Origin of the sequence: Streptomyces melanogenes, assembly GCF_014649795.1 — a bacterium.
Classification (GTDB): domain Bacteria; phylum Actinomycetota; class Actinomycetes; order Streptomycetales; family Streptomycetaceae; genus Streptomyces; species Streptomyces noboritoensis.
In genome coordinates this window covers 142423-162825 of sequence record NZ_BMTS01000006.1, presented here as the reverse complement: position 1 = coordinate 162825, position 20403 = coordinate 142423, and the positions used below count along the sequence as shown (strand labels likewise).

General features: G+C 72.0%; 21 protein-coding genes. 8 read left to right on the top strand and 13 right to left on the bottom strand.

The features are described 5' to 3' along the window. Nucleotides 1-50 precede the first annotated feature (50 nt). The 6 genes from IE252_RS15365 to IE252_RS15340 form a co-directional block, all read right to left on the bottom strand. Nucleotides 51-2615: a SpoIIE family protein phosphatase gene (locus IE252_RS15365; RefSeq protein ID WP_373298553.1), complete on the bottom strand. Its 2565-nt coding sequence runs from the start codon at nt 2613-2615 to the stop codon at nt 51-53. Between the two features lie 168 nt (nt 2616-2783). Then, complete coding sequence (locus IE252_RS15360; RefSeq protein ID WP_190089957.1) at nt 2784-3188, bottom strand: ATP-binding protein; 405 nt, start codon at nt 3186-3188, stop codon at nt 2784-2786. A 110-nt stretch (nt 3189-3298) separates the two neighbouring features. Next, nucleotides 3299-3712 (bottom strand): (deoxy)nucleoside triphosphate pyrophosphohydrolase, encoded by a 414-nt coding sequence (locus IE252_RS15355; RefSeq protein WP_190089956.1) that lies wholly within the window; start codon nt 3710-3712, stop codon nt 3299-3301. Nucleotides 3713-3802: 90 nt separating this feature from the next. After that, entirely contained in the window at nt 3803-3982 is a 180-nt protein-coding gene (locus IE252_RS15350; RefSeq protein ID WP_101389883.1) for an SPOR domain-containing protein, read from the bottom strand. A gap of 245 nt (nt 3983-4227) precedes the next feature. Continuing rightward, on the bottom strand, nt 4228-4980 hold the full coding sequence (locus tag IE252_RS15345; protein ID WP_190089955.1) for a GntR family transcriptional regulator: 753 nt from the start codon (nt 4978-4980) through the stop codon (nt 4228-4230). Between the two features lie 136 nt (nt 4981-5116). Then, on the bottom strand, nt 5117-6391 hold the full coding sequence (locus IE252_RS15340; RefSeq protein ID WP_190089954.1) for a DUF4190 domain-containing protein: 1275 nt from the start codon (nt 6389-6391) through the stop codon (nt 5117-5119). 150 nt (nt 6392-6541) lie between these two features. On the opposite strand from IE252_RS15340, the gene IE252_RS15335 reads away from it, so the two are divergent. Continuing rightward, nucleotides 6542-7690, top strand: a complete 1149-nt coding sequence (locus IE252_RS15335; RefSeq protein ID WP_229848385.1) for a threonine synthase — start codon at nt 6542-6544, stop codon at nt 7688-7690. Here IE252_RS15335 and IE252_RS15330 read toward each other — a convergent pair. Beyond that, entirely contained in the window at nt 7687-8565 is an 879-nt protein-coding gene (locus IE252_RS15330) for a carbon-nitrogen hydrolase family protein (RefSeq protein ID WP_229848383.1), read from the bottom strand. The two genes, IE252_RS15335 and IE252_RS15330, sit on opposite strands and share 4 nt — an antisense overlap. A 98-nt stretch (nt 8566-8663) precedes the next feature. Here IE252_RS15330 and IE252_RS15325 point away from each other — a divergent pair, with 98 nt between their 5' ends. Then, nucleotides 8664-9245 (top strand): Uma2 family endonuclease, encoded by a 582-nt coding sequence (locus tag IE252_RS15325; protein WP_190089953.1) that lies wholly within the window; start codon nt 8664-8666, stop codon nt 9243-9245. A 66-nt stretch (nt 9246-9311) separates the two neighbouring features. Here IE252_RS15325 and ychF read toward each other — a convergent pair whose 3' ends face one another. Then, nucleotides 9312-10400 (bottom strand): redox-regulated ATPase YchF, encoded by a 1089-nt coding sequence (gene ychF / locus IE252_RS15320; RefSeq protein ID WP_190089952.1) that lies wholly within the window; start codon nt 10398-10400, stop codon nt 9312-9314. A gap of 247 nt (nt 10401-10647) precedes the next feature. Between ychF and IE252_RS15315 the strand changes: the two genes are divergently transcribed. Continuing rightward, on the top strand, nt 10648-11268 hold the full coding sequence (locus tag IE252_RS15315) for a DUF6542 domain-containing protein (RefSeq protein WP_373298552.1): 621 nt from the start codon (nt 10648-10650) through the stop codon (nt 11266-11268). A 42-nt stretch (nt 11269-11310) separates the two neighbouring features. Here IE252_RS15315 and ppgK read toward each other — a convergent pair whose 3' ends face one another. Together ppgK and IE252_RS15305 are read right to left on the bottom strand one after the other, a co-directional pair. After that, entirely contained in the window at nt 11311-12051 is a 741-nt protein-coding gene (gene ppgK, locus IE252_RS15310; RefSeq protein WP_190089951.1) for a polyphosphate--glucose phosphotransferase, read from the bottom strand. 84 nt (nt 12052-12135) lie between these two features. Next, the gene (locus IE252_RS15305) at nt 12136-13125 is read right to left on the bottom strand and encodes a 4-hydroxy-3-methylbut-2-enyl diphosphate reductase (RefSeq protein ID WP_190089950.1); all 990 of its coding nucleotides are present in this window, start codon (nt 13123-13125) and stop codon (nt 12136-12138) included. A 72-nt stretch (nt 13126-13197) separates the two neighbouring features. Here IE252_RS15305 and IE252_RS15300 point away from each other — a divergent pair, with 72 nt between their 5' ends. The 4 genes from IE252_RS15300 (at nt 13198) to IE252_RS15285 (ending at nt 17325) form a co-directional block, all read left to right on the top strand. Next, a complete protein-coding gene (locus IE252_RS15300) occupies nt 13198-14571 on the top strand; it encodes an APC family permease (protein ID WP_190089949.1) in 1374 nt (457 codons plus the stop codon). Between the two features lie 92 nt (nt 14572-14663). Next, nucleotides 14664-15878, top strand: coding sequence for an exodeoxyribonuclease VII large subunit (gene xseA, locus IE252_RS15295; RefSeq protein ID WP_190089948.1), 1215 nt, complete (start codon nt 14664-14666; stop codon nt 15876-15878). A 76-nt stretch (nt 15879-15954) separates the two neighbouring features. Continuing rightward, on the top strand, nt 15955-16209 hold the full coding sequence (locus IE252_RS15290; protein ID WP_190090174.1) for an exodeoxyribonuclease VII small subunit: 255 nt from the start codon (nt 15955-15957) through the stop codon (nt 16207-16209). Nucleotides 16210-16734: 525 nt separating this feature from the next. After that, a complete protein-coding gene (locus IE252_RS15285) occupies nt 16735-17325 on the top strand; it encodes a malonic semialdehyde reductase (protein WP_190089947.1) in 591 nt (196 codons plus the stop codon). A 77-nt stretch (nt 17326-17402) separates the two neighbouring features. Here IE252_RS15285 and IE252_RS15280 read toward each other — a convergent pair whose 3' ends face one another. Next, nucleotides 17403-17936, bottom strand: coding sequence for a DUF4245 domain-containing protein (locus tag IE252_RS15280; RefSeq protein WP_101389870.1), 534 nt, complete (start codon nt 17934-17936; stop codon nt 17403-17405). A gap of 128 nt (nt 17937-18064) precedes the next feature. Here IE252_RS15280 and glpX point away from each other — a divergent pair, with 128 nt between their 5' ends. Then, on the top strand, nt 18065-19096 hold the full coding sequence (gene glpX, locus IE252_RS15275) for a class II fructose-bisphosphatase (protein ID WP_067163561.1): 1032 nt from the start codon (nt 18065-18067) through the stop codon (nt 19094-19096). Between the two features lie 79 nt (nt 19097-19175). Here the strand turns inward: glpX and IE252_RS15270 are convergent, their stop codons facing one another. Next, a complete protein-coding gene (locus IE252_RS15270) occupies nt 19176-19532 on the bottom strand; it encodes a WhiB family transcriptional regulator (RefSeq protein ID WP_067163559.1) in 357 nt (118 codons plus the stop codon). A 149-nt stretch (nt 19533-19681) separates the two neighbouring features. Further along, on the bottom strand, nt 19682-20380 hold the full coding sequence (locus tag IE252_RS15265) for a DUF1707 SHOCT-like domain-containing protein (RefSeq protein WP_190089946.1): 699 nt from the start codon (nt 20378-20380) through the stop codon (nt 19682-19684). Nucleotides 20381-20403 lie beyond the last annotated feature (23 nt).

Genomic DNA, 20403 nt, shown 5'->3' with positions numbered 1-20403 from the left:
GGTGGGCACGCCCGGTCCGGGTCGGAGCCCGGGGCCGAGCCGGGCCCCGGTCAGAACATGCTCAGCAACTGCTCCTCCGTCAGTTCGGCCACGGGGGCGGACTCCCCGTCCGGAAGGGCGAGTTCGAACCAGACCGTCTTGCCGCGCGGGGTGCGGCGCGAGCCCCACGCCGCGCTCAGCAGGCCGACGAGCTGGAGCCCCCGGCCGCCCTCGTCCGTGTCCCGGGCCCGCCGGCGTCTCGGCTGGACCAGACCCGCGTCCCACACCTCACAGACGAGCGTGCGGTCCCGCAGCAGCCGGAGCCGCACCTCGCCCTCGCCGTACCGCAGCGCGTTGGTGACGAGTTCGCTCACCAGCAGTTCGGTGGTGTCGACGAGGTCGTCCAGGTCCCAGGCGAGCAGCTGGGTGCGGGCGAGCTCGCGGGCGCGGCCGACCGAGCGCGGTGAGCGCGGCAGCCGCCAGTCGCCGACGGCATCCGTGGGCAGGCCCTGGATGCGGGCCATGAGCAGGGCGATGTCGTCCTCGCCGTGGCGGGTGTCCAGGGTGTTGAGGACCTGGTCGCAGACGTCCTCCAGGCCCGGGACCGGGTCGCTGATGGCCTTGCGGAAGGCCCGCAGGCCCTCGTCCAGGGGGTGGTCGCGGGACTCGACGAGGCCGTCGGTGTAGAGAGCGAGCAGGGCGCCCTCGGGGAGGTCGACCTCGATCTCCTCGAACGGCTCCCCGCCCACGCCGAGCGGCAGCCCGGGCGGCATGTCCAGGAACAGCGCGGGCTCGCCGGGCTCGACCAGGACCGGCGGCAGATGGCCCGCGTTGGCGATGGAACAGCGCCGCGTCACCGGGTCGTACACGGCGTACACACAGGTCGCCAGGTAGACCTCGGAGAGGTCGGCCTCGCGGGACTTGTGGGCGGTGCGGGAGCCGGGGCGGCCGCGCCGGTTGCCGCCCGTCGCGCGGTCGGGGCCGCCGGGGTCGCCCAGGCCCCGGGCGATCTCGTCCAGGTGCGAGAGCACCTCGGCGGGCTCCAGGTCGAGCATGGCCAGGGTGCGTACGGCGGTGCGCAGTTCGCCCATGGCGACGGCGGCCCGCAGACCGCGGCCCATCACGTCGCCGACGACCAGGGCGGTGCGGTGGCCGGGGAGTTCGATGACGTCGAACCAGTCGCCGCCGACCTCGGTGGCGGCGTTGCCCGGCAGATAGCGGCAGGCGATGTCCAGCCCGGCGGCCTCGGGGTCGCCGGGCGGGAGCAGGGAGCGCTGCAGGATCAGCGCGCGCTCGTGCTCCCTCCGGTAGAGGCGGGCGTTGTCGATGCAGACGGCGGCGCGGGAGGCGAGTTCGGTGGCGAGGGCGCGATCCCGCTCGCCGAAGGGCTCGCTGCCCTTGGCTCGGGAGAACTGGACGAGGCCGACGACGGTGTCGTGGGCGACCATCGGGACGGCGAGCGTGGTGTGCACCAGGCTGCCCTCGTCGCCCGGTACGGCACGTGGGCGACCGGTGCGCAGGGCATCGGCGCAGGGCGAGTGGAAGGGGTAGCGGTGGACGTCCCCCACGGAGACGGACGCGGTCGGGGCGGCGGCGCCGGTGAGGGTGGGCGGCGCGTCCGAGACGGCGCTGGCGAAGGCCACCCGGCGCAGCTCGGCGCTGCCGTCGGCGCGGCTCTGGATGGCCTCGTCCCCGGCGAGCAGCGCCTGGTAGAGGTCGACGGAGGCCAGGTCGCAGAAGCCGGGGACGGCGACGTCGAGGAGTTCGCGGGCGGTGGTCTCCAGGTCGAGGGAGTTGCCTATGCGGTTGCCCGCCTCGTTGAGCAGGGCGAGGTTGCGGCGGGCGTCGGCGGCCTCGCGGGCGGCGTTGTGACGGCGGGTCACGTCGATGCCGAGGCTGGCGACGCCGATGGGCCGGCCGGTCCCGCTGTGCACCCGGTAGAGGTTGATCGACCAGTGGCGGCGGGCCGGGTCGCCGGGTGCGGTGCCGACGAGCTGGAGGTCGGTGACGGCCTCGCCGGTGTCGAGGACGCGCCGCAGGGCGGCGGCCATCCGGTCGGCCTCGGCACGGCCCAGGTAGTCGTGGACGGTGCGGCCGCGGTGCTCGTCGGGTTCGCCCCCGAAGACGGTGGCGAACCGCCGGTTGGCGCGCAGGACGGTCAGGTCCGTACCGAACAGCAGGAAGCCGAAGGGAGATTGGCCGAAAATGGCCTGCGAGGCGGCGAGGTCGGTCTCTATGCCGCGCAGCGCCCGGACGTCCACGACGATGCAGAGCGCGCCGCGTTCCCCGGTCGCCGTCTCGCTCGGCATCACATAGAGCTCGGCGAGCCCGTGCCGCCCCTCCCGCTCCGGTGTGCGGAACGGGACCAGGCCGGTCCACTCGCGCCCGTCCAGGATCTCGGCGACCCGGCGGTGACCTTGGGAGCGCAGTTCAGGGGGCATGAAGGCGTCGACCGGGTCGATTCCCACGACTTCGCGGGCGGACAGCCCGAACTGCTCCTCGGCCCGCAGGCTCCACTGCTCGATCAGCCCGTCGGGCCCGATCGAGAACGAGGCGACCCTGATGTAGTCATAGATCGAGCCAGGCGGGCTGCTCTGCCACACGACGCCGCCAGCCGTCTCAGGTATCTCGCTCACGCGACCGTCCCCTCCAGCTCACCGCACCGGACCGGCCTTGACCGCAGTATTCAGTACTACGGCCCCCGCCGACACGGCGTTCACGATCACATCCCGGTCTCGTTCTTTTCCGGCCGTCTCCCGACCTGACCGTCCGAACGGGTCGTGATCGTTCGTCCCTCCCTCCTTCTAACCCGGCAGAGCCAGCTCGAACCACACGGTCTTGCCCGTCCTGCCGCGTTTGGTCCCCCAGCGCCGTGCAGAACAAGCCACCAACTGGAGGCCCCGGCCCCCTTCGTCGTCCGGTCCGGCGTCCCGTTCGACCGGCTCCTCCGGCAGCGGGTCGGAGACCTCCACCAGCAGGGCGCCGGGGTCGTGGCGGGCCATCCGGACGCCGATGGGGCCCGATGCGTACCGCAGGGAATTGGTCACGAGTTCACTGACCAGCAGCACCGCCACATCGCTGACGGCAGGGTCCAGCTCCCAGCTGCGCAGCGTGTCCCGGACGGCGTGGCGCGCGGTGCGCACCGCGTTGGCCTCCGCCGGGAAAGTCCACTCGGCACAGCCGCCGGAGGTGTCGATCACGCCGCTCACCCGCATCCGACTCTTCGGGGGGTTTAGAAGGATTAATAGCCACATACCCGATATTTGGGGTCAGCTATCCCCTGATGGGGCCAGTGGTGGCACGAACGGCGTATCCCGACTCACGTGCCTGCCCGGCTCTCCCCCGCCCCCAGCATCCGCGTAGCCACCCCCACCGCCGGGCGGTCCTGCGGAAGCCAGTCGACCTGGTCCGTCTCGTCGGGGGCGAGCCAGCGCAGGGCGTCGTGGTCCTCCAAGGGACGGGGCTCACCCGAGACCAGGCGGGCGGTCCACACCCGCAGCACCAGGCCGGGCTTCAGCGGCCACTCCCCCGGGATCCGCTCCAGCGGCTCGGCCTCCACGCCCAGTTCCTCGCGCAGCTCCCGCACCAGGGCGTCCTCGGGGCTCTCACCCGGCTCCACCTTACCGCCGGGTAGCTCCCAGCGCCCGGCCAGCTCGGGCGGGGCGCTGCGGCGCGCGGCGAGCAGCCTGCCCCTGTCGATCACGGCTCCGGCGACCACCACACGAACGTCCATGCGCCGGAGCGTAACGCGCGCCCGGCGGGGTCCGGTCCGGCGGGCCGCCGTCCGGCCCCGCCTCCCCGTCCGCACCCGCCGGACGCCCTGCTACTGCGCCGGCTGGGCGATCCTCTCGACCCAGTAGAGCCGGTGATGTCCCAGGTCATCGAGGCTGTCGACGATCTTCTGGGCCTCGGCCCTGGTGGCGTACCTGCCGACGCGGTAGCGGTTGCCGTTGTCGTCCTGACGTATGACCTGCCAGGAAAGCACCACGCCACCGTCGTTCATCGCGCCCCTCCCGCTGTCGGCGTGCAGGTCTGTGAAGATCCCCAGGAAACCGCATTCCGCATATGCCCGAGCCTACGCCTGACCTTCACTCAGCGGATCCGCGTTCTCACAAAGAGATACGGATCCGGCCACACGAGGGCATGACAACGGGGGCGCACTCCGTCGAGTGCGCCCCCGGCAAGGGAGTTGACCCCGGGTCAGCGCGTCGCCGACACCGCCACGGCAGCCCCGTTCGCCCGGCCCACCTACTTCACCGGCAGGTGGTAGGCGATCCGGTAGCGGTCGGCGGGGACGACCACGTCGGCCGTCTCCACCGCGCGCCCCGACGCGTAGTAGGTCCGCTCGATGACGAGCACCACATGGCCCGGGACGCCGCCGAGCGCCATGAGCTCCTCCGCCAGCCCCGGGCGCGCGCCGACCTCCTCCACCACGTTGTCCACGACCACGTCGATCGCGGCCATCCGCTCGACGACGCCGCACCCCCCGAGCGGCCCCTCCTCGGGCAGCATCACGGGCGTGCGCCCGGTCACCGCGAGCGGCTCCCAGGAGGTGGAGAGCATCATCTGCTCACCCGCGTCCCGGTACACGTACCGCGTCCGCATCACCCGGTCTCCCGGGTCGATGCCGAGCCGCTCGGCGATCTCGGCGGACGCCTCCGCCTGCTCGCTGCTCGACTCCCAGGTGCCCCGGGTGCCGTCCTCGGCCTGCTCCTGGCGGAACGGGCTGGCCCCCTTGGCCGGGCGGAACCCGGAGCGGGCCACCCGGCGCGGGACGGGGCGCTCCCGCACATACGTACCGGACCCGGAGCGGCCCTCGACCAGGCCCTCGGCCATCAGGACCTTGCGGGCCTCCAGGGCGACCGTGTCGGAGACCCCGTACTCCTCGCGGATGCGGGCCTGTGAGGGGAGGCGGGTGTGCGGTGGCAGTGAACCACTGACGATCTTCTGCCGGAGATCGCTGGCTACGCGCAGATAAGCCGGCTGCTCACCGAAAGTCACTGGCCACTCCCATCAGGTTGACAGACTGCAACAGCGTGGCAACCGTGGGTTGTGCGCCGCAAGCCAAGGCCAGAGTTTCACTCGAAGTGATGACTTGCCCGTAGCCCAGGGGATACCGCCGGTACGACTACCCGTCTCAGACCGCCTTGGAACCGTCGCTTCCGTTTCCGCTCCCCGTTCCGGAGCCCGGCCCCTCCTCCGTGCCGCCGCTGTCCGTACCGCCGTCGGCGCCGCCCGTACCGCCGCTGCTGCCCCCGGAGTCGGTGGCGGGCGGTGTGGTGGCCAGGTGCAGGGCGCCCCGCGCGGCGACCTCCGTGGCCTGCCGCACGGCCCGGTCCGCCGCGCCCGAGTGGAGGTAGAAGGCCTCGGCGTCGGCGGCCCCGGCCGCCTTCGCCCACTCCTTGCCCGCCAGCTCGGCCTCCTTGGCGCGGGCGCTCACCTGCGCCTGCGCCGAGGCGGGCCAGCTGCGCTCGCGCAGCCGCGCGCTCTCCTGCCCCAGCACCTGCGAGACCTCCCCGGCCCACTTCTTGAAGGCGGGCAGGTCGTCCTCGACCCGGTCCCGGTCGGGGCCGGTGGCCAGCACCCGGTCGTAGGCGTTGGAGGAGCGCAGATACGTCACCTGGTCGGCGTCGAGACGGCGGGCGTCGTTGCGCACGGAGCCCGTGAGCTTGCCGCTGGTGGTGGCGAAGGAGCAGGTGACCGAGTGGTCGCCGAGCCGCCAGCTGCGCGTGCTCGGCGTGTAGTAGTACGACTCCGCCTCGACGGGCAGCGCCCAGCTGTCCATCGCGTACTCCTGCTCGACGGCCCAGCACTTGCGGTCGGCGAGCGCGGTGATCGCCTTGTCGCCGGGGAAGGTGGAGCCGTCCAGCTTGAAGGAGCCGGAGACCTCGCCGTCGTGCGGCTTGGCGCACGGCACGATGGTCACGTTCACGACCTCGCGCTCCAGCTCGCCGCCGGGGACGTCGAAGCAGTCGCCCTTGCGCAGGTCCATGGTGCTGCGCGTGCTCTTGACCTCGTCGATTCCGTCGCGGAACCCGTCCCAGAACGCGCTCACCGCCCCGCTCACGACGAGGACGACCGCCAGGACCGTACTGATCGCGGAGAGCACCACACCGGTGATCGCCATGCCCTTGCCGCGCTGCCCGTGCTTCCTGATCCGCCCCAGCGCGATCGCGCCCAGGACCAGACCGAGCGGCGGCACACAGCAGACGATGCCGGTGACCAGCGAGGCGATGGCCAGACCGCTGGTCCTGGCCGGCTCCTGGAACGGCTGCGGATAGGGCTGCGCGTACGGCTGGGGATACGGGTACCAGGGCTGCTGCGGCCCGGGAGCGGGCGGCGGCCAGCCGGGGCCGTGGCCCTGACCCGGCTGCGCAGGCGGCTCGGGCGCGGGCGGCGGCGGTATGTCCACGGGTGAGGGCTCCTCGTCGAGGTCAGCGAACTGCTGCGCGAATCGTACGCGGGGCGGGGCGGGGGCCGCCGGGGAAGCGGACGGGGGGCGTCCGGGCCGGAGCCCGGTCTACCTGACGTGCTGTCACAGGTGACGTTCTAGGGTCGCTGCATGACACACATGAAAGGACCGCATCCCGAGCTTTCCGAGCGCCCGGCCGCGTACCACTGTCCCCAGGACGGCACCCGCACCCCCGTCGAGGCCACCGCCCCCTGGTGCTGCCCGGCCTGCGGGGGGCCGTGGGACCTGGACTTCGCCGCCGGGGCCGTGGAGCTGAAGGCGCTTGCCGGACGCGTCGGTTCGCTGTGGCGGTACGCGGAGGCCCTGCCGCTCGACGGCCCGCCGCCGGTCACCCTGGGCGAGGGCCGCACGCCGCTGGTGCCGCTCACCGCCACGGTCTCGGCGAAGCTGGACTTCCTGATGCCGACGCTGTCCTTCAAGGACCGGGGCGCGGTCGTGCTCGCCGAGCTGGCCCGGCGCCTCGCGCCCGAGCGCGTGATCGCCGACAGCAGCGGCAACGCGGGCACGTCGTTCGCCGCCTACATGGCCCGCGCCGGGCTGCCGTGCACGGTGTACGTGCCCGAGGCCACCTCGCCGAAGAAGGTCGAGCAGATCGGGGCGCACGGGGCCCGGGTCGAGCGCGTCCCCGGCGACCGGGAGGCCACCGCCCGCGCGGCCCGGGCGGCCGCCGACACCCCCGGCACGTTCTACGCCTCGCACGTCTTCAACCCGTACTTCCTGCACGGCACCAAGACGTACGTCTACGAGCTGTGGGAGGACCTCGGCGGCAGGCTGCCCGGCGCGATCGTCGTCCCGGTCGGCAACGGCACCCTGCTCCTCGGCGCCGCGCTCGCCACGGCGGAGCTGTACGCGCACGGCCTGATCCCCGAACGCCCCGCCCTGATCGCGGTCCAGGCGGAGGCGGTGTCGCCGCTGGCGACGGCGTTCCGGGCGGGGTCCGACGATCCGGCGGACGCGGATGCGGCCGACACCCTGGCCGAGGGCATCGCGATCCCCCGCCCGCCCCGCGGCCGCCAGATCCTGCGGGCGGTACGCGAATCGGGCGGCACGTTCCTGACGGTGACGGAGGCCCAGATCCGCGCGGCACAGCTGGACCTCGCCGGCCGCGGCCTGTTCGTCGAGTCGACGGGGGTGGCGTGCTGGGCGGCGGTCACGGCGTCACCGGAGGTACTCGGGGGACGCGAGGCGGTGGTGCCGCTTTGCGGGGCGGGGTTGAAGACGGGGGTGGCGGCGGGTTAGCCGGTGGAGCCGGGCGGGGTCGCGGCCGCTGCCCGTACCGCACGCCGAGGCATCACGGCCGCCTCCCGCTGCTCCCGCAGATCCCGGAGCATCGGCTCGGATTCACGGGCGGCGCGCAGGGCGTCGGGGTCCAGGTCGGCAAAGACGACCGCTTCCCCGTCGCTCCCCGCCTCAGCGACAACCCGTCCGTCCGGCCCCCATACGGCACTGCTCCCGCAGGTCTCCCACTCCCCGGTCCGTCCGACGTGGTTGGCGAGCACCGCGTACACGGTGTTGTCGAGGGCCCGAGCGGGGAACCAGACCCGCGACTCGTGATACCCGCCGCCGACCCCGAACAACGCGCCCACCACGTACGCGTGGCACCCGTCCAGCGCCGCCGCGCGCGCGTGCTCGGGGAACCCGGAGTCGTAACAGACCCCGATCCCCAGCCGCCACCCATCCACATCGAGGCTGAGACCGACGCTTCCGGGCCGATACACAGCCCGCTCGGCCTTGAAGAGCGTCTGCTTGTCATACCGCGCACGAACCCCACGGCCGTCAACGACAAGAGCGGAGACGAACAACTCCCCACCGTCATACACGGCGGCCCCGACAACGGCGACGACCCCACGCTCCCGACAGGCGTCCGCAACGGGCCCGAGCCGGGGATCCCCAAGCCCATTCACGGCACACCGCTCCGGATCGGCCCGAATGAGCTCAGGCTCGTACCCACTGAGGAACTTCTCAGCAAGGACGACAACCCGCGCGCCACCGTCCGCGGCGGCCCTGATGAGGCGGGCGGCGGTGGCGACGTTGGCGGGGATGTCACCGGGGGCGACGGGGGTTTGGGCGGTGGCTATGCGGAGGGGGCGCGAAGGTATGGCAAAGGGGGTCACGGGGGGAATTCGATCACAGCGGGACGCGGTTCCGGACCCCACTCCCGCCACCGGCGAAGGCCCGGCCCCCTCCGCCCCGGAGCCGGTACGGTGAAGCCATGACCGCACTGCCCGACTGGATGCGCCCGCCGCGCGCGGAAGGCTGGTTCGCGGAGGACCTCGACAGCCTTCCCGAGGCACCCCGGCACACCGAGTTGATCGACGGAGCCCTCGTCTTCATGATGTCGCCCCAGCGGTCGTGGCATGGCCGCCTCGTCACCGCCCTGACCACCACGCTCATGGCACAGGCACCGGCCGGCTTCGAGGTCGAGCGGGAGATGACGATCCGCCTGGATGCCCGCAACCGCCCCGAGCCGGACCTCCTGCTGACGAACCTTCCCTATGACCCCGACCGCACCTGGTACGCCCCGGAGGACGTGAATCTCGTCGTGGAGGTCGTCTCTGCCGAGTCCGCCCACCGCGATCGCCACGTCAAGCTTCGCAAGTACGCAGAGGCTGGCATCCCGCACTACTGGTGCATCGAGGACGAGGACGGGGCACCCGTCGTCCACGCCTACGAGCTCGACGAGCCCACCGGCCGATACGCGCCCGCCGGCATCTTCCGCAGCACCCTCCAGCGCCCCGTGCCCTTCGAGGTCAGCCTGGATCTCGACAAGCTCACGCCGCCTCGAAGCAGCTGAACAGTCAGCACGGGAATGCAGAGGGGGTCGGACTCGCCAGAGTCCGACCCCCTCTGAAACTGCCGACTACACGTTGAAGCGGAACTCCACCACATCCCCGTCCTGCATCACATACTCCTTGCCCTCCATCCGCGCCTTCCCCTTCGCGCGGGCCTCGGCGACCGAGCCTGTTTCGATCAGGTCGTGGAAGGAGATGACCTCCGCCTTGATGAAGCCCTTCTGGAAGTCGGTGTGGATGACACCGGCCGCCTCGGGGGCCGTGGCGCCCTTCTTGATGGTCCAGGCGCGGGTTTCCTTGGGGCCGGCCGTCAGGTACGTCTGGAGGCCGAGGGTGTCGAAGCCGACTCGGGCGAGGGTGGCCAGGCCGGGCTCCTCGGCGCCTACGGACTGGAGGAGCTCCAGGGCGTCCGCCTCGTCGAGCTCGGCGAGGTCCTGCTCCAGCTTGGCGTTGAGGAAGATCGCCTCGGCGGGGGCGACCAGCGCGCTCTGCTCGGCCTTGAAGGCGTCGTCGGTGAGCTCGTCCTCGTCGACGTTGAAGACGTACAGGAACGGCTTCGTGGTGAGGAGGTGCAGGTCGTGCAGGAGCTCCGACTTCTCCGTGCCCTGGACGATGCCCTGCGAGAACAGCGTGTCGCCCTTCTCCAGGATCTCCTTCGCCGCCTCGACCGCCGCCACCTTGGGGGCGACGTCCTTCTTGATCCGGGACTCCTTCTGGAGGCGCGGCAGGACCTTCTCGATCGTCTGGAGGTCGGCGAGGATCAGCTCGGTGTTGATCGTCTCGATGTCGTCCTTCGGGGACACCTTGCCGTCGACGTGGACGACGTTCTCGTCCTTGAAGGCGCGGATGACCTGGCAGATCGCGTCCGACTCGCGGATGTTCGCGAGGAACTTGTTGCCCAGGCCCTCGCCCTCGCTCGCGCCGCGCACGATGCCGGCGATGTCGACGAAGTCGACCGTGGCGGGGAGGATCCGCTGCGAGCCGAAGACCTCGGCGAGCTTGGCCAGGCGGGTGTCGGGGACGCCGACGACGCCGACGTTCGGCTCGATGGTGGCGAACGGGTAGTTGGCCGCCAGCACGTCGTTCTTGGTCAGGGCGTTGAACAGGGTCGACTTGCCGACATTCGGCAGACCGACGATTCCGATCGTGAGCGACACGTGGCGACTTCCCGGTACGAGGGTGATGGTCCGTCCGCCCCCGGGCCGGGGGCCGACGCCCCCGCGGATGGGGGCCGACTCACCAGTTTACGGGCGTGTCGGGTCGGCGGCGACGGCCCTCACCGGGTCGGGCCCCGGCCCTCTTTACCGCCTCCGGGGGCGGTTTCGCGTCGAACGCAACGCCAAGCTCACCCAAAGGGCGTGTCCCACGGGTGGTTCCTCCCCTGTCGCGACCTACGTTGGTGCGGTGGAGCAATACAGGACGCGCACCCCGCAGCACGGACAGCGAGCAGCACGCACGGCCGACGGCCCGGCCGGACGCGCGCCCGGCCGTACCTCCGGGCGGGCGCCGCTCGGGCCGCAGGCCGCCGCCGGGGAGGCGGCCGCCGTGTACCGGGTGGCGGCCCGGCCCGCCCCGCCGTTCGTCCTGGCCCTGCGCCGGCTTCCCGAGCCCCGGCTCACGGGGCTCGGCGGCGGGCTCTTCGCGGCGGCCGTCATGTTCCTGCTCGGCTGCCTGGACTGGCTGATCTTCGACGGCTCCCCCGCCGTGTACGGCGTCCTTTTCCTGCCGGTCAGCGCCGTCACCGCGCTCTGGGTGCGCCCCGCCGACCTGGTGAGCGCGCCCATCAGCGTGCCGATCGCCTTCGCGTTCGGCATCGTGCCCATCGCGGGCGGCTCCGGCGGCCTCGGCGGTCAGGCCATGGCCGTGGTCACCGCCCTGGCCCTGCACGCCGGCTGGCTGTACGGCGGCACGCTGGTGGCGGGCCTGATCGCGAGCGTACGGAAGCTGCGGCTGATGGGGCGGCGCAGGGCCCGGCCTGCCGGGCCCAGGCCCGGGTCGGGGCCGGGGTCGGGACCCCGGCGGTAGCCACGGGGCGCAGCTAAGGGCCCCGCCCCCACCCGGCCCCCGCTACCCCCGCCCCGCCGTCATCGCCGCCCCCACGATCCCCGCGTTGTTCTGCAGCTCCGCCGGGACCATCTCCGCGCGGATGCCCTCGATCAGCGGCAGGAACTTGTCCGCCTTGCGGCTCACTCCGCCGCCGATGATGAAGAGCTCCGGCGAGAAGAGCATCTCGACGTGGGCCAGGTACTTCTGGACGCGGTGGGCCCAGTGGGGCCAGGTCAGGTCCTCGTCCTCCTTGGCCTTGGTCGAGGCGCGCTTCTCCGCGTCGTGGCCGTGCAGCTCCAGGTGGCCCAGCTCCGTGTTGGGCACCAGGCGGCCGTCGAGGAAGAGCGCGCTGCCGATGCCCGTGCCGAACGTCAGCAGGATCACCGTGCCCTTGCGGCCCCGGCCCGCGCCGAAGCTCATCTCGGCCACGCCCGCCGCGTCCGCGTCGTTCATCACCGTCACCGGCAGGCCGCCCAGGCGGTCGGTGAGCAGCCGCGCCCCGTCCACGCCTATCCAGGCCTTGTCGACGTTGGCCGCTGTGCGGATCGTGTTGCCCGTGACGACGCCCGGGAAGGTGATGCCGACCGGGCCCGACCAGCCGAACTGGCCGACCACCTCCGCGACGCCGTCCGCCACGGCCTCGGGTGTCGCGGGGTGCGGGGTCAGGACCTTGTACCGCTCCTGGGCCAGGTCGCCGCGCTCCAGGTCCACGGGAGCACCCTTGATCCCGGACCCGCCGATGTCCACTCCGAACACGTTCATGGACACCACGTTACGGGCGGGCACTGACAGTCACCCAGTCAGCGCCCGTGACCAGGCGTTCCGTACGAGCCGGGGCCGGCCCGGCTACTTCCCGGACAGCTCCGCCGCCTCCGCGCGCAGATCGCGGCGGAGCTCCTTCGGCAGCGAGAACGTGATCGACTCCTCCGCCGCCTTGACGAGCTCGACGTCCTCGAAGCCGCGCTGGGCGAGCCATTCCAGTACGCCCTCGACCAGGACCTCGGGGACGGACGCGCCGGAGGTGAGGCCGACCGTGGTCACGCCCTCCAGCCACGCCTCGTCGATCTCGTCGGCGAAGTCCACCAGGTGGGCGTCGCGCGCGCCCGCGCCGAGGGCGACCTCGACCAGGCGGACCGAGTTCGAGGAGTTCTTGGAGCCGACGACGATGACCAGGTCCGCGTCCGCGCCCATCTGCTTCACCGCGATCTGGCGGTTCTGCGTCGCGTAGCAGATGTCGTCGCTGGGCGGGGAGACGAGCAGCGGGAACTTCTGCTTGAGGGCGTCCACCGTCTCCATGGTCTCGTCGACCGAGAGCGTGGTCTGGGAGAGCCAGACGACCTTCGACTCGTCGCGGACCTCGACGTTCGCCACGTCCTCGGGGCCGTCGACCAGCGTGATGTGGTCGGGGGCCTCGCCGGAGGTGCCGATGACCTCCTCGTGGCCCTCGTGGCCGATCAGGAGGATGTCGTAGTCCTCGTTGGCGAACCGGACGGCCTCCTTGTGCACCTTGGTGACCAGGGGGCAGGTCGCGTCGATGGTGGCGAGCTTCCGCTCGGCCGCCTCCGCGTGCACGGCCGGCGCCACGCCGTGCGCCGAGAACATGACGATCGACCCCTCGGGGACCTCCGCCGTCTCGTCGACGAAGATCGCGCCCTTCTTCTCCAGGGTCTGCACGACGTACTTGTTGTGGACGATCTCGTGCCGGACGTAGATCGGCGACCCGTACTGCTCCAGGGCCTTCTCGACGGCGATCACGGCGCGGTCCACACCCGCGCAGTAGCCACGGGGTGCTGCGAGCAGGACACGGCGGGCAGGCGTTGCAGTCATGCGCTCCATGGTACGGCCGGGCTCCGACACCCCTGCCCTGCCCGGCGGGCCAAAGATCGTCCAGCCGACGAGACTGGCCGCATGAGTGCGCGGAACGGAGAGAGCAAGGAAGCCCTACAGGTGCGCCGGGACGGCGGGCTGCGGCGCAGCCTGGGGTTTCGTGACCTCGTCGTCTACGGGCTGCTGTTCATCGCCCCGATGGCCCCCGTGGGCATCTTCGGCACCCTCGACGCGAAGTCGCACGGCGCCGTCGCCCTGGTCTACCTGGTGTCAACGGTCGCCATGGCGTTCACCGCATTCAGCTACGCCCAGATGGTCCGCGTCGCCCCGCAGGCGGGCTCGGTCTTCGCCTACGCGCGCGCGGGGCTCGGCGAGGGGGCCGGGTTCATCGCGGGCTGGATGGCGATGCTCGACTATCTGCTGATCCCGGCCGTCGCGTACCTCTTCTCCGGGATCGCCATGCACTCGCTGGTCCCGGAGGTCTCCCGATGGGTGTGGACCGCGCTGGCCGTGGTGGTCACCACGGCGCTCAACCTCTGGGGCGTACGGGCGGCGGCTCGGGTCGGGTTCGCGGTGCTCGCCATGGAGATCGCCGTCCTGCTGGTGTTCGTGGTCGCGGCGGTGGTCGTGCTCGTACGGGACGGGGCGCGGCGCGACTGGCTGTCGCCGCTGGCCGGGGACGCCGGGTTCTCACTGACGGCGGTGCTCGGGGCGGTGTCGGTGGCGGTGCTCTCGTACCTGGGCTTCGACGCGATCGCCTCCTTCGCGGAGGAGGTGACCGGGGGTTCGGAGAAGGTCGCGCGCGCGGTGCTGTTCTGTCTGGCGCTTGCGGGCCTGCTGTTCGTGGCGCAGACGTATCTGGCGGCGCTGCTCACGCCGGTCTCGTCGGCCGAGCTCGCGGCCGAGCCGGTCAAGCAGGGCTCGGCCTTCTACGACACCGTGGAGGCGTCCGTGGGCACCTGGCTGCACGATCTGGTGGCGGTGAGCAAGGCGATCGGGGCGGCGTTCGCGGCGCTGGCCGGGCAGGCCGCGGCGGGCCGGCTGGTCTTCGCGATGGCGCGCGAGCGGCGGCTGCCGAAGGTCCTGGCGCGCACGGACTCGGGCGTACCGCGCGCGGCGCTGCTCGTGGCGGCCGTGGTGACGCTGGTGGCGGCGGTCTGGGCGGCCCGGCGCGACGACGGCATGGATCATCTGGTCTCGGTGGTCGACATGGGCGCGCTGACGGCGTTCCTGCTGCTGCACGCGTCGGTGATCGGCTGGTACGCGGTACGCCGCCGGGAGGGCGCGCCCGACTGGCTCAGACATGTGGTGCTGCCGCTGCTCGGCGCGGCGGTGATCGTGGCGGTGATGTGGGAGGCGACGCGTACGGCGCAGGTGGTGGGGTTCGTGTGGCTGGTGCTGGGGGTGGGGGTGCTGATGGTGCAGGGGGCGGAGAGGTTTGGGCGGGTCGGGTAGCGGGGGCGCTCGTGGGCCGGGGCCGTACGAGCTCGCCGTCCGGGGGCGGCGCGTTCGGGGCCGGTGTCAGTGGGGGCCGTTAGCCTGCGTACATGGGTCTGAATACGAGTGCGCAGGCGCCGCTGCCGGTCGGTGAGGTGTCGCGGCTCATCGGGGGCTGGATCGACCGGCTGGGGGCGATCTGGGTCGAGGGGCAGATCACCCAGCTCTCGCGGCGGCCGGGCGCGGGCGTGGTGTTCCTGACGCTGCGTGACCCGTCGCACGACATCTCGGTGTCGGTCACCTGCTACCGGCAGGTGTTCGACGCGGTGGCGGACGTCGTCGCCGAGGGCGCCCGGGTCGTGGTGCACGCGAAGCCGGAGTGGTACGCGCCGCGCGGCCAGCTGTCGCTGCGGGCCGCGGAGATACGGCCGGTGGGCATCGGCGAACTGCTCGCCCGGCTCGAACAGTTGAAGAAGTCGCTCGCGGCGGAGGGGCTGTTCGCGCTCGACCGCAAGCGGCCGCTGCCGTTCCTGCCGCAGCTCGTCGGCCTGGTGGTCGGCCGCGCCTCGGCGGCCGAGCGTGACGTGCTGGAGAACGCGCGGCGGCGCTGGCCCGCGGTGCGCTTCGAGGTGCGCAACGTGGCGGTGCAGGGGGTGCACGCGGTGCCGCAGGTCGTCCAGGCGGTGAAGGAGCTGGACGGGCTCGCGGAGGTCGACGTGATCATCGTGGCGCGGGGCGGGGGCAGTGTGGAGGATCTGCTGCCGTTCTCCGACGAGCAGCTAGTGCGGGCGGTGGCCGAGTGCCGTACGCCGGTGGTCTCGGCGATCGGGCACGAGCCGGACGCGCCGCTGCTCGACCTGGTCGCGGATCTGCGGGCGTCGACGCCGACGGACGCGGCGAAGAAGGTCGTCCCCGACGTCGGGGAGGAGCTGGACCGGGTCAGGATGCTGCGGGACCGGGCGCGGCGGCATGTCGTCGGCCTCGTCGACCGGGAGGAGCGGGGGCTCGCCGGGGTGCTCGGCCGCCCCTGGATGGAGCGGCCGCACCGGATGGTGGACGACCGGGCGGACGAGGTGGACGCGCTGGTGGACCGCTCACGCCGGGTCCTCGGCCACCTCCTCGACCGGGCCGACTCCGAGCTGGCCCACACCCGCGCGCGCGTGGTCGCGCTCTCGCCGGCGGCGACGCTGGAGCGGGGATACGCGGTGCTTCAGCGGGCGGACGGGGCGGTGGTGCGGGCGCCGGGGGAGGTCGCCGGGGGCGAGGAGCTGCGGGCCAGGGTGGCCGAGGGGGAGTTCACGGTTGTCGTCGGGACGGATGCGTAGGGTGACGGGTATGGCTGCGAAGGTTGGTTCGGGTGGGGACGAGGGTGACGGGGGTGTGGGTGTGTCTGCGGCGGAGGTGAGCGTTTCCGGCTCGGACGCTTCCGGCGCGTCCGCGGCGGGGTCCGGGGCGTCGGCTTCGTCCGAGTCGCTCGGGTACGAGCAGGCTCGGGACGAGTTGATCGACGTGGTGCGGCGGCTGGAGGCCGGGGGGACGACTCTGGAGGAGTCGCTGGCGTTGTGGGAGCGGGGGGAGGCGTTGGCGAAGGTGTGCCGGCGGTGGTTGGAGGGGGCTCGGGCTCGGTTGGATGCGGCGCTGGAGGCCGAGGGGTGAGGTTGCGCCCCTCCCCGCCCCTTCCCTGAACCCTCCGGGGGCGGGTGGGGGCGAAGGACGGTTTCCCTGGGGGCCGCGCCCCCAGCCCCCGAGCGGGGGCTCCGCCCCCTGCACCCCCTCCGGGGCTCCGCCCCGGACCCCCGTTCGTCTGCGAGTCCGCTGTGGCTGGTCGCGCAGTTCCCCGCGCCCCTATACGGCTCGGCTTCGCCATCGCCATCGCCCGCACCCCCCAGGGGCGCGGGGAACTGCGCGAGCAACCCACCACAACCAGCAGACAAAGTGCGCCGCAGCCCCCACCGGCCCGCAGGCAACGAACCCGGCCGCCCGCCAGAGGGCTTTCGGGAAGGGGTGGGGTGGGGTGGGGGGTCAACCCCACGCTCGGCAGCGTGGCTGAAAATCGCCCCCTTTGTGAGGCCGGTCACCCCCACCCCCTATTAGTTGAAAGTTAACCTAACTCCGTCGTACGGTGGCGACGCCGCTTGAATCCCCCGCAAGCGGAATCCCCGTAAGTCCGGAAGGTACGTAATGTCTCTCGCCCTTGACTCCGCCGCTCAGGACCTCCTCTTCCGTGAGGCCCGTACCGCCAACACGTTCACCGACGAGCCGGTGAGCGAGGAGCAGGTGCAGGCGATCTACGACCTGGTCAAGTTCGGGCCGACCGCCTTCAACCAGACGCCGCTGCGGATCGTGCTGGTGCGTTCGGCCGAGGCGCGTGAGCGGCTGGTGGCGCACATGGCCGAGGGCAACCGGGCCAAGACCGCCACCGCCCCGCTGGTCGCCATCCTCGCCGCCGACAACGAGTTCCACGAGGAGCTGCCGACGCTGTTCCCGGCGTTCCCGCAGGCCAAGGACGTGTTCTTCAGCGAGCGTCCGGCCCGTGAGAACGCCGCCGGTCTGAACGCCGCGCTCCAGGCCGCCTACTTCATCGTCGGCGTCCGCGCCGCCGGGCTCGCCGCCGGGCCGATGACCGGCTTCGACGGCGCCGCCATCCAGAAGGAGTTCCTGGACGGCGACCACACCCCGCTGATGGTCGTCAACATCGGCAAGCCGGGCGAGGACGCGTCGTACCCGCGCAGCCCGCGTCTGTCGTACGACGAGGTCGTGACGACCGTCTGAGCCCCGGCTCGTACAACGGCGAAGGCCGCCGCAGCCCCCGTGGGGCGCGGCGGCCTTCGCCGTATGTCAAGCGTGCTTCACGCCTTCTTCAGCTCCAGCGCCGCCGCCATCCGCTCCAGCTGCGCGAAGCCCGCCGTGCCGGTCACCACCGTCGTGGAGCCCTTGTCCTCGCGGACCAGCGCGTCGTACTTGGGGCCCTCCCAGCGGCGCCAGGTCGCGCCCGCGATCTGCTGGGTGTGGTCCGTCTTCGCCGCCTTCTTGGCGACCGAGCGGACGAACTTGTCCCGGTCGGGCGCCGAGGACTGCTCGATCGCCACGTACTCCTTCTCCGGGTCCAGGAAGCCGAGGTGCCAGGCGTTGTCGGCCTGGCCGTCGTAGGTGACCGAGGTCGCCTTCCACTTGTCCTGGTCGGGGAGCCCGACCGGCGCCGCCACCGGGTACGGCGCGGCGCGGCGGACCGTCAGGAGCTCGACGCGGTAGTCGACCGCCTTGACGGGGTCCTTCTTTCCGTCGTGCGGGACGAACATGTAGATCACAGCCACGGCGATACCGATCACCGCCAACGACTGCAGCATGTTCCGCACACTCTGCTTGCCACGTGTTCCTGCCACACCCCCATGGTCTCAGGTCATGTCGCTGCTCATACGTGGCCCCCTCTGCTCATTTTGTCGATGTGACGATAGAGTCCAAGGACCCTCTGATTCCGACCGGCCGTCGCCGTACAGAAAGGTGCGCTCCGATGACCGAGCACAACTTGCCGCCCCAGCTCGAGGTCTCGCCCGAGGCCCCCGACCGCAACCTCGCCCTGGAACTGGTCCGGGTCACCGAGGCCGCCGCCATGGCCGCGGGCCGCTGGGTCGGGCGCGGCGACAAGATCGGCGCGGACGGCGCCGCGGTCAACGCCATGCGCACCCTCGTCTCCACCGTCTCCATGAACGGCGTCGTCGTCATCGGAGAGGGCGAGAAGGACGAAGCCCCCATGCTCTACAACGGGGAGCGCATCGGGGACGGCACCGGGCCCGAGGTCGACATCGCCGTCGACCCCATCGACGGGACCACGCTCAACGCCAAGGGCATGCCCAACGCCATCGCGGTCCTGGCCGCGGCCGACCGCGGGACGATGTTCGACCCGTCCGCCGTCTTCTACATGGACAAGCTGGTCACCGGGCCCGAGGCCGCCGACTTCGTCGACATCAACGCGCCCGTCTCGGTGAACATCCGGCGCGTCGCCAAGGCCAAGAACTCCTCGCCCGAGGACGTCACGGTCGTCATCCTCGACCGCCCGCGCCACGAGGGCATCGTCAAGGAGATCCGGGAGACCGGCGCCCGCATCAAGTTCATCTCCGACGGCGACGTGGCCGGATCCATCATGGCCGTGCGCGAGGGCACCGGCGTCGACCTGCTGATGGGCATCGGCGGCACGCCCGAGGGCATCATCTCCGCCTGTGCCATCAAGTGCCTCGGCGGCACCATCCAGGGCAAGCTCTGGCCCAAGGACGACGCCGAGCGCCAGCGCGCCCTCGACGCGGGCCACGACCTCGACCGGGTGCTGTCGACCAACGACCTGGTCTCCGGCGACAACGTGTTCTTCGTCGCCACCGGCATCACCGACGGCGAGCTCCTGCGCGGCGTCCGCTACCGCGCCGAGACCGCCACCACGCAGTCGCTGGTCATGCGCTCGAAGTCGGGCACGATCCGCCAGATCGACTCCACGCACCGGCTGTCGAAGCTGCGCGCCTACAGCCAGATCGACTTCGACCGCGCGAAGTAGCGGCCACAGTCGCGTACGTACGTGAAGGGGCGCCCCCGTTGTGCGGACGGGAGCGCCCCTTCGCGTACGTACGCACGCGTCAGGCGGCGGACGCGGCCTTCTTCAGCTCGACCTCGCGCCGGCGCCGCCGGGCCAGCACCACGCGCCGCTCGGCCGCCGTGAGACCGCCCCACACCCCGTACGGCTCGGGCATCAGCAGGGCGTGCTCGCGGCACTCGACCATCACGGGACAGCGGGCGCAGACGCGCTTGGCGGCCTCCTCGCGCGACAGGCGCGCGGCCGTCGGTTCCTTGGAGGGGGCGAAGAACAGCCCCGCCTCGTCCCGGCGGCAGACCGCCTCCGTGTGCCACGGGCCCGCCTGGTCCTCCCGAGCTGGGCCGCGCTGCGGCGGGACTGCGACGGCGACCTGCAGGGACTGATGCGGCGGATGCAGCACGGCCAACTCCTGACGACGGCTGACGACGGCTTCGCGAGCGAGCGACGATGCGACAGTCCCTACCCGCTGTGCGCGCGCCTATGCACTGAGTTCCGTTGTCCGGAATTCCGATCGTGCGCCGATGACTTGAAGTGTGCGGACGCGACGCGTCAGGAGTCGAGGCGTTTGCGCAGGCGGTCGCGGAGGTCGGCGATCCGCTTGCCGCGCTTGGGCTTGGCCTCGATGTTGCCGAATACCGCGTATCCATTGACGACGACCACGGGCGCCTCGGGGTGTTCGGCCTCCAGCGTGTCCACTTCGAAGTTGCCGAAGACGCCGGTCCCGCTGCCGCGCAGACTGACGTTCTCGGGGACCCGGACCTCGATGTTGCCGAAGACCGAGGTGGCGTTGATGACGGAAAGCCGCTGTTCGAAATAGGCCTCGGTGAGATCGATCTCGACGCTGCCGAAGAGCGCGAACGCGTTCGTGCGGCGGCCGATGCGCCAGCGGCCCTTTCGGGTGGAGCTGGAGAAGACGGCGACCAGGTTCTCGGCGGCGACCGCCCCCGCGGCCTCGTCCGGGGCGTGTGCGGTCGCGTACGCGGGCGTGGACGACGCGGTGGAGGGCGCGCCGAACCGGTGCGCGCCGTCGGCCGCCGCGGGCAGGTCCCGTACCAGCGGTTCCAGCTCGCCCAGCGTCTTGGCCCGGTAGACGCCGTCGATGCGCTCGGCGTGCTCCTCCGCGTCGAGGCGGCCCTCCGCGAGCGCCTCGCGCAGGATGTCGGCGACCCGGTCGCGGTCGGCGTCGGAGGCGCGCAGCGGGGCGGTCTCCACGGGCTGCGGCTTGGCGTCGTGCTTTTCGAGGTCCACGGAGTCAGCGTACCGAAACGCGA